This is a genomic window from Thermodiscus maritimus (genome assembly GCF_055382595.1).
The window spans coordinates 1,154,906-1,166,541 of the sequence record NZ_AP042434.1 but is presented as its reverse complement, the minus strand read 5'-3'; the positions used below and the strand labels follow the sequence as shown (position 1 = coordinate 1,166,541).

Genomic DNA, 11,636 nt, shown 5'->3' with positions numbered 1-11,636 from the left:
AACTATTAATAAGGCTAGAATACTAAGTGGAACCATGAGGGTGCAGGATTTTGTTAGATAAACTATTATTCCTGATGCAAACCGGAGGAGCCTCGGGGCTTAGCACAACCATAACAGAGGCTCTAATAATATTAATCATTATACTGATATTCCTCTCAATGAGTATTAAGGTTGTCAAAGAGTATGAGAGGGCCGTCATCTTCAGGCTCGGTAGACTGTTGGGAGCGAAGGGTCCCGGCCTCTTCTTTATAATCCCTTTCGTCGATAACTTCATAAAAGTCGATCTAAGAATCGTCACTGTAGATGTTCCAGAGCAGAGGACAATAACAAAGGATAACGTTACCGTCGGGGTAGACGCTGTAGTATACTATAAGGTGTTCGACCCAGTAAAGGCTGTTACTAAGATAGAGAACTACAACTACGGAGTCATAATGCTTGCCCAGACAACCCTGAGAGACGTCATAGGCCAGGTCGAGCTAGACGATCTCCTCACAAAGAGAGAAGAGATAAACAAGCAGCTCCAAGAGATACTAGACGTTCTAACAAACCCGTGGGGGATAAAGGTCACCGCAGTCACCCTAAAGGAGGTGAAGCTCCCCGAGTCAATGCTGAGGGCCATGGCGAAGCAGGCTGAGGCGGAGAGATGGAGGAGGGCCAGGATTATAGAGGCTGAGGGCGAGAGGCAGGCTGCCCAGATAATGGCTGAAGCAGCCGCATTCTACGAGGCTCACCCAGCGGCTCTAAGGCTGAGAGAGCTTCAGACAATGGTGGAGATAGCGAAGGAGAAGAACCTTATAGTGATAAGCTCCACCGGGAGCACCCTTCAAGCCGCTGAGTTTACAGGCATAGCCTCGGCGCTGGATAAGAGAAGGGAGTGATCGATGAGAGGCGTCGGGGCTCGGAGACCCCTATTCTTCATCCTCTTATCGGCTATACTTGTATTATCGACTGCCTCAACGCTAGCTTCTGCAAATGACGGCAATGCAACAGTTGGGAGCCAGGTTAGCCTCGGCCAGAAGTACTGTGGGAACGTTGAGAAGAAGTATGGCCTCATGCCTCAGGGTACGAGCTATGACAGGATCGTTGGGCCCAAAGTCTACGTTATAGACGTGGATGGAGTGATAGATGCAGCTACAGCAGACTATATCAAGGCTGGGATCGAGAAGGCGGAGAGCGATAACGCTGTCCTTATTATAAGGTTGAACACTCCTGGCGGCTACCTTGACGCCGCCCTCAGCATAGTCACGAATATAAGCAATGCACGGGTCCCGGTCGTGGGCTTCGTAGTCAAGAGATGGGCTGAGAGCGCAGGTACACTAATACTGGTCTCAACGCACGTGGCCGCTATGCAGCCTGGAACAATAATAGGATCCCTGCAGCCCGTAGAATACAATCCTACAACCGGAGCCTACGAGCCCGTCAACGAGTCGAAGATCATAAACCCTATAATCAAGGTCCTCTGCGAGCACGGGGCTACCCGGGGGAGGAACTCGACCGCCCTAGTACGATTCATCCTTAAGAACGACAATTACGGTGCGGATGAGGCTCTCAGGTACCACGTCATAGACTTGATCGCTAGAGACGTCCCCGACCTCATCGGGAAGCTTAACGGGTCAGTAGTGAGTCTCCCAAGCGGGGGGACTGTTAAGCTCGTGTTAAACGGGGAATACGAGGAGATCCCTCCAGGGCCCAGGATCACCCTACTACACACCCTCTCAGACCCGATCCTCTCCGGCCTGCTAGTATCACTGGGGATGCTCATCATACTATTCGGCCTCGCCTCAGGCCACTACGCTTCAGCGGCGATCGGAGTACTACTCCTACTAATGGGGCTAGTGGGCACAGGGTTCAACCCCAACAAGGCGAGCATAATACTGTTAGGGCTAGGAGCACTGCTACTCCTCATCGAATTCTACACTCCCGGCTTCGGGATCGTTGGGGGAACCGGTATAGCGATGATCGTGCTAGGAATAGCGCTACTCCCCCTCGGCAGCTCCGGCTTCGCCATATCCCCGGAATACGCGAGCTCCATACTGAAGGCAGTCTATGGTATTGGCGCTGGATTCGCGGTATTCACCGCATTCATAGTATACAAGATCATCCAGGTGAGGAGGAGGAAGCCCATCGTATGGACGATAATCGGAGAGGTGGGCAGAGCAGTCGACGAGATAAGCGAGGATAAGCCCGGCTTCATAATAATCGAGGGAGAGTACTGGAAGGCGGTTAGTAGGAGAGGGGTAATAAAGCCTGGAGAGAGGGTCAGGGTGGTTGAGAAGAGAGGGCCGATACTCGTGGTTGAAAAGGCAGACTAGTCCCCCGACGCCCTCTTAAGCTCTATGAGTAGGTCATGGATATCGTCTACCCAATCCCTTATCCTAGCGATCCTCCCCTTATACTTCTCCTCTCTCGAGAAGGAGTGGAGCTCTCTCTCGAGCATCTCGAACCTCACTAGTATATCATCTATTATATCCCTCATGCTCCTAGACCTGTTCTCCGCCTCCACCATTCCTAACCCTCCTCACCCCTAGACGCTAGGGCCTCTAAAGCCGCCGCGTAGAGGACGCTCTGCACTTTCGCCTCCTTCTCCAGGAGCCTATTATAGGACTCCGCAGGCGACTCTATAGGCGAGGGGACCCTATTATACTGTCTAAACGCAGTGATCAAGGCAACCGCATCGAGATTCCCATACTCGTATTGGAGAGCATATAGTGGAGCCACCATAGAGTCTACAGCATACACTCCCCGGGTCCCTACAAGGTCCTCTGCATCAGGGAGCACCCACTTCATCCTCAAAGAGTCTATTGTAACGGTCAGGCCGGGGAGCCAGTCTATGTCAGGGAACCTTAAACCTACAATGCTCCTAACCCTTGCCAGTAGCTGCTGGGAAGCCAGGAGAGGGGCTCCCTTCGGGGCGATCCTCCTCGAAAACGAGTCCCTGGGCACCGATGCAACCGGTATGAGCACAGTGTCTGGTGGCAGCCTCCTCGAGAGCTTATACCCCCTCCCTATCAATATGATTCTCCTGGCGCCTAGGAGGTAGAGTTCCGTAACAGTTTCAACTACCGCCTGGGGGTAGGGTGGTACTAGGACTAGTGCTAGCCTAATATCCTTGTAGCCCCCTACCACCGCCCTAGCTCCAGCATAACCCTCTCTCTCCGAGGACGCCGACTCGAGGCTCTTCTTCACACTATCATATACAGCCTTGTTATCTATGAGTATAGCCGACTGGAACGAGTAGGTAGAGTACAATCCCGTAACAGCGCCGAGACCCACAGACGCCAACTCCTCCAACCCTCAGACCTACACCTTATGCTCTGGAGGGATTATACGTTGTTAGCCGCACAGTCTAGGAGCGTTCCCTACCAGTTCGAACCGGAGACCGCGGTCGAGGGCAAGCCTAATTACCTCTTCGAGCATCCTCCTAGCATAGCCTCCCGTCCTAGCCCATACGTCTGGCCTATAAAGAGGCCTCCTCTTCACGCGTGTGAATTCCCATGGATGATAGAAGAGCACGTGGAAGCTCCTCGACTCGGGCAGCGTCATCCTCCTCGCCAGGCGCGCCGGTAGCCTGATAGTGCTACTCGTAACGGTGGCTGGAACCCTTAGGACTCCATTAACCCAAACCGGCGCCTTAGGATGCCCCGGTTTATAGGCGGCTATGCTGGAATCGACTACTACCCCGTTCTCCGCCAGGCGCGGGACTAGATCCTCTGGCAGTTGAAGGTTGGGGGCCCTGAAGCTCCTCACCGGGTAGAAGCTTCTTAGAATGCGGAGGCTCTCGACAATATTATCTAGCGCCTCCTCTCTACTCATCTTGTCGAGCCTCGAGTGGTCGAGGCCGTGGCTGCCTAGCTCATGGCCTCTTTCAACTATCTCCTCGACTAGATCAGGGTACCTCTCTGCAACCGTTCCCGTAACGAAGAAGGTTGCCTTGACGTCGAGTTCCTCTAGGAAGTGGAGGATCCAGGGGAGCCCCTCCTCAACCCCCCTATAACTGCTTGACTGGTATGGCGGCGCGTCTGGCTCTACGTCGAATGTGAGGAACACCACTCCTCTTAGGCGGCAGTCGATGGTACTCGTCCCTCCTACCCTCACACCATTCACCAGGCTTTACGGGGTCCAGTTTAATGAGGCGGAACAGCCTATAAAGTAGGAGCCTCTTCTCCCTGTAACAGTTTTCAAGGGCCATCTTGTAGACCTCAATATATCTGTGGTATAATACGTCGCAGTCGAACCTGGAGGCGGCTATCCTAGCGTTCCTCGACATCCTCATCCTCTCCATCCCGTCATAAGAGAGTCTCACAGTTCTCTCAATGAACTCCTCACGGGAGGTAGCAAGGTACCCGTTCTCTCCATCGACTATGATATCTTCCAGGCCCGTCCCCTGGAAGCCTATAACCGGTAGTCCGTGGGCCTGGGCCTCTAGAGTTGCTAGCGAGAAGGCCTCCTTCATCCCCGGCATTAGGAACATATCCGCTGCGGCCATGTAGTTCTTAACCATCTCCCGTTCTAGGGGCCCGACTAATACTGCTTTCCCCTCGAGACCATTTATTGAGATGTACCTCTTAACCTCCTCCTCCAGGGGACCCCACCCTATAATATAGAGGCGGGCCTTAGGAGCTTCCCTAACCGCTTCCCTAAACACCTCTAGAGCTAGGATCGGATTCTTCCTCGGAGTCAGCCTAGAGACGAATAACAGGATAGGATCACCATCTAGATCAATATAGTCGTGATCCAGCCACTCTCGCAGGTCGATGCAATTATACGTGACCTCTACGCTCCTACCAACTATCGACTCCAAATCCCTCTTTGAAAGCGCTGAGACAGCTGTTAACACGTCTATCCTGGAAACACCATACATCACCATAAGCCTTTGTACGGGATTCACCTCATCTGATATGAGGCTGTGGTGCGTCCCTACAGTCGGGATCCCGAGGAGGCCCTTAGCGACGTGCATGGCTAGCATTGCGAAGGGAGAGACTATAGAGTGGCCATGGACTATGTCTACAGCGTTATGCTTTAGGAAGTCGTGTAGGAGGAAGCCAGCCTTCCTACTCGTAGTGTAGTCATCCCCCTTTAATGGCACCTTGAACCTTACCACTGGAACCCCATCATCAAAATCAAGCGGATCCGGGTCTGGAAGCTCCCTGTTCTGGTGGGTGACAATAATCGGGTCGTGGCCGTGCCTTAAAAGGGTACGAGCTATATTGTATATCGCTATCTCGACGCCGCCCTTCCTCGGCCTATACCAGTCTGAAGCCAGCACTATTCTAAGCGGATCCAATCCCTTCCTCCTCCCCAGCCATCCTCGACGCCTGTTTGAATAATTTAACACCTCCCCTAAGCATGACAAGAATTAAACCAACTAGGCTCGACAATACACTAGAGACTAGCCTCTCCCCCAAAACTACTAAGCCCGCCCTCTCCAGGGGGACTCCTAGCCCGACTAGGAGCCCTGTCATACCTCCCTCGACAAAACCCACTCCGGCAGGTGTGGGGCCGAAGCTGAGTATAAGATAGGAGATGGAGAGTAGTGACGCATCGCCGAAAGACAATGCCGCCCCCACAGCATGGGCGATGAGGTAGAACCTGGTTATGTCCATAAGCCAGAGAAGTATGCTCAGCGTGGTGGTCTCGAGGGTAAGCCTAGTGTCTTTTAGAAGGCTGGAGACATCCCCATGAAGCCTCCCCTTAACCTCCTCTAGCTTGTCGCGGAGCCAGGATGTCGACAATGCGAGGGGGGCGAGGAGAGCAAGGTTTGGTATACCGAGGTAGCCGCCGAGACCGTATAGGATCGCGATTAATGCAACAACTACTACACCGGGGACCTCCGTGATCCTCTCATAGAGTATTGATAGGAGGGATCTCTCAGTAGGCACTCCCTCGGTGAGGCGGAGCCAGGCAGCCCGGAATCCTTCTCCGCCCATCTTAAGGGTGGGCGTTATGTTATTGAAGAGTATACCTCCCATTATAGCAGTGTAGACGTTGCTGAATGACGCCCTGCTCCCGAGCCTCCTCAGTATAATATACCATCTCGCCCCCCATACGAGGGAGCTCGTGAAATAGACGGCGATGGCGGCGAGGTATAGGGCTAGCCCACGCCCCTCCACGGCTCCACTGAAAGATACCATGTCGCTCCATAGCCCGCCCAGCAACTACCAGCACCAGTGATCCACACTTCACGCCCAATTTTTCTGCTTCACGCACTCCTAGGGGGGTCAAACTTTAATTTCGCACAATAACCCCCCATCTACTGCAGGGGGTTATAAGGGGGTGATTAATATGGAGGTGCAGCTGCCAAGGTATGAGGATGCAAAGGTAGTGGGAAAGCACGTATACGGAAACCTCATAGGCTGCCAGAACAATGAGGCCTTAAGGGACCCCCGCAGGCTCGAGGAGATAGTGAAGACTGCCGCCGAGAAGGGCAATATGACCGTGCTCGACGTCAAATCGTGGAAGATAGGTGAGGGTGTAAGCATTGTGGCGGTGATCCTTGAGAGCCACATAACCATACACACGTGGCCAGAGTATAACTTCGCGACAGTAGACGTGTATAGCTGTGGGAGCCACACAGACCCCTACGCCGCATTCAACTATATCGTGGAGGAGTTGAAGCCTGTGAAGGTGGAGACCGGCTACTTCGACAGGAGCCTGGAATAGGAACAGCCCCCGGGGGGAGGCACGCGCCTCCCGGGGGCTTGGCTATGGAGGCGTGCAAGCCTCTACCCGAACTAGTCTTAACTATCCTTCCCACTGCATCGTAAATCCTGTAATGCGTTTATACGGGGACAGGGCCCCTTGAACACATCATGGGATCCTGTAATTGGGTGGCCCCTGGTTGAATGGGCATCTAGTTAAAGGGTTCGAGTATGCTGTGGACTTATTGAAGAGAATGATCTCGATCCCCAGCGTCTCCCCCAGCGGGGAGCACTATGGAGAGATAGCTGACCTCCTCCACCGAGAACTATCCCGGACAGCCGATGAGGCTCAAGTCATAGAGGTCCCGAAAAGCTACCAGTCCAAGAACTGCCCCCAGGCGGGCGAGAATCCACGCTACATAGTATTAGGGAGGATCCGTGGAAGAACTGGCAGGAAGCTCCACTTCAATGGACACTACGATGTCGTCCCTGGAGGGCAGGGGTGGACTGTAACTGAACCCTTCAAGCCCGTCATCAAGGAGGGGAAACTCTACGGTAGAGGAGCCATCGATATGAAGGGTGGAATAGCCGCAGTAATGGGAGCAGTCTACGCCCTCCACGAGGCAGGAGAGACCCCCCACCACACTGTGGAGCTGGCATGGGTTCCCGACGAGGAGATAGGTGGAGAGTGCGGGACCGGCTACCTCGTAGAGGAGCTTCTCAAGTTGGATCTCCCAGACTACGTGGTGATACCTGAGCCAAGCGGGCTGGATCATCCCTGGCACGGGCATAAGGGCCTGTTATGGGCTAGGGTTAGGGTTAAAGGAGTGAATGCCCACGCCAGCACCCCTTGGAGGGGGAGAAACGCCTTCCTCCTAGGAGCCAGGCTCGCCTTAGAACTCCACTCCGCCTACACACCTATCCTCTCTGAGAGGAGGAGTAGACACAAGACTATACCAGAGGAGTCGATGCACCCTACAGTAATGATAGGTGGGGAGGCAGGAGTCCCTGGAGGTGGGAAGACTAACCAGGTTCCCGGAGAGTTCCAGTTCACCATTGATAGGAGGCTAATACCCGAGGAGACCGTTGAAGGTGTAAAGAGGGAGTTGGAAGCACTGCTCAGGTGGGTAGGCTATGGGCTCGGAGTAGATTATGATGTAGAGTACACGGCGATGATGGAGCCCGCTGTGAACGATCCGGGAGAACTACTTGATGCTTTGAAGAGAGCGGCCGCCATGATTGGTGTGAGTGTTGGAGAACCTATTATATGCCCAGGCGGCCTAGATCTGCGATACTATACCGTTAAAGGTGTGAAGACCATCTCATACGGGCCCAGCGGGGAGGTAGCGCATGCCCCCGACGAGTATATCAGGCTTGACGAGCTAGAGAATCTGGTCGCCATATTCTATAACATGATAGCTGATGAAAGCGTCTGGTAGAGATTACTCTACAAGATAACCCTTTAGGCATCCCCCTTCCTATTTCCACCCCTTCAAGATTAGGGTTGGGATAGGATAACTGCTCCCTAATGTAATCGGCTACGCTACTGCCACCTTGAGGAGCGATACTAATAGTATCGCTAGCACGCCCATAGCAAGCGTCCTGGCAACCGAGTGGAGAATGTTCTCGCCGCTAACCTTGCCCAGGTATACTCCGAGGATCCCCATTGATAAGAGGCCTACTCCCAGGGACCCATAGTATGCTGTTAAACTTGAGAGTATTCCCATCCTGGATAAGATGAATGGAAGAGCAATTAATAGTGGGAAGACTACGGCGCCGAACCCGCTCCAGAGGGCGACGTATATTGGTATGAGTCTTGCAGCCTTCCAGTAAATGCTCCCTCTGAGGCTCGCCGCCATCTTCCTCTCCATCTCCCTGTACTCTCTAAGCCTCTCAGCCCTCTCAGAGAGGTATACTCCGAGCATAGCGCTTATGAAGCCCATCGCAACCCCTCCCCCTATAATGCTCATTGCCAGAGTCCTCGGCTCCACTCCCGGCGAGTAGCCGCCAACGCTCACTCCAAGCGAGGCGATTATACTATCCACGGAGTTGGTGATGAACATTCTCCTCGCGATCGACTTTACATCACTGTATATGCTCGTAGCGGCTCTCAGGTCGTTGATCCACGATCGCAACCCCAACCCTACACTATACACCTCCGTCAGAGAGGCGCTCGTCCACAAACACAATAGTCGTGTAGAAGATAAAATAGAATAAAGGATGGCCTACTGAGCTATCTGTGCCTCCTCTCCCGCCTCTGCCTCGCCTGCGGCCTTGCATATACTATCTCCTTGTCCTTGACCATGAGGTTGTATATCTTCACTTTTCCATCCACATATTTGACTAGTAGCTTCTCCACTATGATCTTGGTCCCACAGGCCGGGCACTTGTAGTATCTCGTTATCCTCCTCCCGCTACTGTTCTTCTCAGCCTCCATCATGTATACCATGGGCACCTTGCATCTTGGACACAGCACGGGTCTAGCACCGTTTCCTCCAGCCACTCTCGTCCACCTCTCCTACTCGTCTCTACTCGCACACTATGCTCTCAACGCGCTACTGGCCGCGTTGGGGTATGGTGTACTCCCCTACCCTCTACTTCAAGTAATTAATCCTGGAGAGACCTTTATTATATCTTGGGTTTAACCTCCTCCATAACCTTAAAGGAGGGATGGCCTCAACTCTGCAAGGGGTGACATGGTTGAAGGTCTGGGAAGTAATGCGGGAACCGGCTAAGAAGGTGTTGCCCAACACACCACTCACTAGGGTGAGGGAGCTATTCCGCGAAACCGAGGAGAGGATTATACCCATTATTAAGGATGAGAAGACGGGTAAGATAAGCGGGTTCCTAACTAGGATCGAAGCGATTATACCAACTAGTGCCAAGTCTCCCCTGCGCGTGATCGACGTTGCAAGAGACCATCCAGTCTTAAGGATGGATCAGAGCGTTGACGAGGCCTTCCGCCTTCTCGAGGAGTTCAAGACAGACTCTGCCCCCGTTGTAGACGAGGATGACAGGCTGGTTGGAGTTGTATCTCTCAGGGACCTAATCGCAGCATTCCAGGCGAGAGGCCTCCTCCCTCTTGCAGAAACGGTTTCAGAGGCCATGACCGTGGATGATCTGGAAGAGTACCTGATAACCCCCGATACCACGATAAACAAGGTGTGGAGCAAGTTCGTCTTCAAGGGGCTCCCAGCCCTAGTAGTAGTGAGGAGCCGCGAGGATCCCGTCCCCATCGGGATAATCACTCCCTTCGACCTGATAAGGAAGGGTAGGTGGAGGTTCCACAGGGAGATCAGGGCTGGAAAGATAGTGACCCCGGCCAAGGTTAAGAGGATCATGACGAGGGGAGTAGTGGTAGCCACCCCCGACACGCCTATAGAGGAGGCAGCCAAGGTGATGGTGAGGAACGACTTCTCAATCCTACCCGTCGTGGACGAGGAGGGCAAGGTAGTAGGAATACTGACGCAGGCAGACGTAGTGAGAGTCTACCTCAAGGGCGCGAAGCCTGGAAGGGTCCCCGTCAAGCCACTACCAATGCCCAAGCCCGTCGAGAAGGAGGAGCGCGTCACATACCGTACAGAGCAGAGCCTCCTACAAGAGGTTGTCACCAAAGCCCCGGAGGGAGCCTACAAGGAGCTCGGAGTCACAGCTGGTGACATCGCTAGGGAGGAGCTCCCCGCCATCACGATAAACGATACAGTCGAACACGCTAGGAGAGAGATGCTGCGGAGGAAGACCAACTACCTCCTAGTCCTAGACGATGCCGGAAGGATAGTTGGAGTGGTATCGAAGTGGAACATGCTCAAAGCTATAGCGTTGAAGGGACCCATATGGAGGAGGAGAGTCTATGACAAGTTCTTCATAGACTACGTCATGAGCAGGGTCGTCCCCAGGGTTAAGGCGAACGAGCCCCTCGAGAACGTGGCCCTCACAATGCTCTCCAACAACTCGGAGGTCGCAATAGTAGAGGATGAAGAGGGCAACACTATAGGCTTCATAACAAAAGACGACCTCGTGGAGGCCTACGCAAAGCACCAGACCGGCAAGCTCTACGTAGAAAACGTAATGGTCCCGGCGAAGACTGCCAGGGTGCACCCACACCACAGCCTAGCCCACGCCATAAACAAGATGAGCACCTACATGCTAGACGCCCTAGTGGTAGCGGAGGGCGACAGGATCTTCGGCGTCGTAAGCGCGAACAGGCTCCCATTCGTAGCATACGAAGACTCACTAATAGCTAGGAAGAGCAGGCGCCTCGTATGGGTTAGGAGGCTTATAAAGGGCGGTAGAAAGATGGGCAGGTACGTGAAGGTCATGCCCCTAATAGTAGCAGACGCCACAACACCCGTCAAGACAACCCTCTCGCCAAGAGACACCGTGCTCAAAGCAATACAAGCCATCAGGGAGGAGAACGTTGACGGCCTGCCAGTAGTGGACGAGGAGGGAAGGCTAGTAGGCCTAGTATCAAAGAACACGATACTCAGGGAGATGGCAAGACACGCCAGAATCAAGCCCCCAACCCCCGCCGAAGAAGTCAAAAAGGAGGCTCCAAGACAAGAGTAACACAAAAACCCTGCCACTCCTACACTAACAGGCTGCAATGAGGATGGTGGAGCGACGCGGACCCAGAGAAAAGGGGATGAAGACCGACTTTCCACCGAGCACCCTAATACAAGGTGTAAATGCTTAATTACCCTCACCCAAGAACCACATCCATAAAGGGAGGCTCTCACCTGGCGCCATCGAGGGCCCGTAGCTCAGCCAGGTAGAGCGCCCGGCTCATAACCGGGTGGTCGGGGGTTCAAATCCCCCCGGGCCCACCACCCACCAAAAACCTGCTAATCTATTATGGAGTATGTGAGGGTCCCTCTTCGATTGTTTTATAAGCAACGATACTCTGGGCTTCCCAGGGTTCGTGATCATCCGTGGCTAAGGTATGGTGTGGATGCTTAAATATTAACAATGGAAATAATTTAGTCATTAGATAGGTGACGG

The 11,636-nt window shown here is 53.5% G+C and carries 12 protein-coding genes and 1 tRNA gene; 6 read left to right on the top strand and 7 right to left on the bottom strand.

Features of this window, described 5'->3' with window-relative positions; translation table 11 throughout:
- Positions 1–74: 74 nt before the first annotated feature.
- Positions 75–878: a slipin family protein gene (locus ACZ47H_RS06450; protein WP_464933965.1), complete on the top strand. Its 804-nt coding sequence runs from the start codon at positions 75–77 to the stop codon at positions 876–878.
- Positions 879–881: 3 nt separating this feature from the next.
- On the top strand, positions 882–2,312 hold the full coding sequence (locus ACZ47H_RS06445; RefSeq protein WP_464932869.1) for an NfeD family protein: 1,431 nt from the start codon (positions 882–884) through the stop codon (positions 2,310–2,312).
- On the opposite strand, the gene ACZ47H_RS06440 is transcribed toward ACZ47H_RS06445, so the two are convergent.
- From ACZ47H_RS06440 to ACZ47H_RS06420, 5 genes are read right to left on the bottom strand one after another with little or no spacing between them, the layout of a single operon-like run.
- Positions 2,309–2,506 (bottom strand): hypothetical protein, encoded by a 198-nt coding sequence (locus ACZ47H_RS06440; RefSeq protein WP_464932868.1) that lies wholly within the window; start codon positions 2,504–2,506, stop codon positions 2,309–2,311. The two genes, ACZ47H_RS06445 and ACZ47H_RS06440, sit on opposite strands and share 4 nt — an antisense overlap.
- Before the next feature lie 2 nt (positions 2,507–2,508).
- A complete protein-coding gene (locus ACZ47H_RS06435; RefSeq protein ID WP_464932867.1) occupies positions 2,509–3,282 on the bottom strand; it encodes a hypothetical protein in 774 nt (257 codons plus the stop codon).
- Between the two features lie 51 nt (positions 3,283–3,333).
- Complete coding sequence (locus tag ACZ47H_RS06430) at positions 3,334–4,047, bottom strand: polysaccharide deacetylase family protein (RefSeq protein WP_464932866.1); 714 nt, start codon at positions 4,045–4,047, stop codon at positions 3,334–3,336.
- Positions 3,989–5,284: a glycosyltransferase family 4 protein gene (locus ACZ47H_RS06425; protein ID WP_464932865.1), complete on the bottom strand. Its 1,296-nt coding sequence runs from the start codon at positions 5,282–5,284 to the stop codon at positions 3,989–3,991. The genes ACZ47H_RS06430 and ACZ47H_RS06425 overlap by 59 nt, the downstream gene beginning before the upstream one ends.
- Positions 5,271–6,155, bottom strand: coding sequence for a lysylphosphatidylglycerol synthase transmembrane domain-containing protein (locus ACZ47H_RS06420; RefSeq protein WP_464932864.1), 885 nt, complete (start codon positions 6,153–6,155; stop codon positions 5,271–5,273). The genes ACZ47H_RS06425 and ACZ47H_RS06420 overlap by 14 nt, the downstream gene beginning before the upstream one ends.
- 118 nt (positions 6,156–6,273) lie before the next feature.
- Here ACZ47H_RS06420 and speD point away from each other — a divergent pair, with 118 nt between their 5' ends.
- Complete coding sequence (speD, locus tag ACZ47H_RS06415; RefSeq protein ID WP_464932863.1) at positions 6,274–6,660, top strand: adenosylmethionine decarboxylase; 387 nt, start codon at positions 6,274–6,276, stop codon at positions 6,658–6,660.
- Positions 6,661–6,838: 178 nt separating this feature from the next.
- On the top strand, positions 6,839–8,077 hold the full coding sequence (locus tag ACZ47H_RS06410; protein WP_464932862.1) for a M20 family metallopeptidase: 1,239 nt from the start codon (positions 6,839–6,841) through the stop codon (positions 8,075–8,077).
- A 99-nt stretch (positions 8,078–8,176) separates the two neighbouring features.
- Here ACZ47H_RS06410 and ACZ47H_RS06405 read toward each other — a convergent pair whose 3' ends face one another.
- Positions 8,177–8,779 (bottom strand): hypothetical protein, encoded by a 603-nt coding sequence (locus tag ACZ47H_RS06405; protein WP_464932861.1) that lies wholly within the window; start codon positions 8,777–8,779, stop codon positions 8,177–8,179.
- A 92-nt stretch (positions 8,780–8,871) separates the two neighbouring features.
- On the bottom strand, positions 8,872–9,141 hold the full coding sequence (locus tag ACZ47H_RS06400; protein WP_464932860.1) for a hypothetical protein: 270 nt from the start codon (positions 9,139–9,141) through the stop codon (positions 8,872–8,874).
- A 188-nt stretch (positions 9,142–9,329) separates the two neighbouring features.
- On the opposite strand from ACZ47H_RS06400, the gene ACZ47H_RS06395 reads away from it, so the two are divergent.
- Entirely contained in the window at positions 9,330–11,204 is a 1,875-nt protein-coding gene (locus ACZ47H_RS06395) for a CBS domain-containing protein (RefSeq protein ID WP_464932859.1), read from the top strand.
- Positions 11,205–11,387: 183 nt separating this feature from the next.
- Positions 11,388–11,464: transfer RNA gene (locus ACZ47H_RS06390), tRNA-Ile, on the top strand.
- Positions 11,465–11,636: the final 172 nt, after the last annotated feature.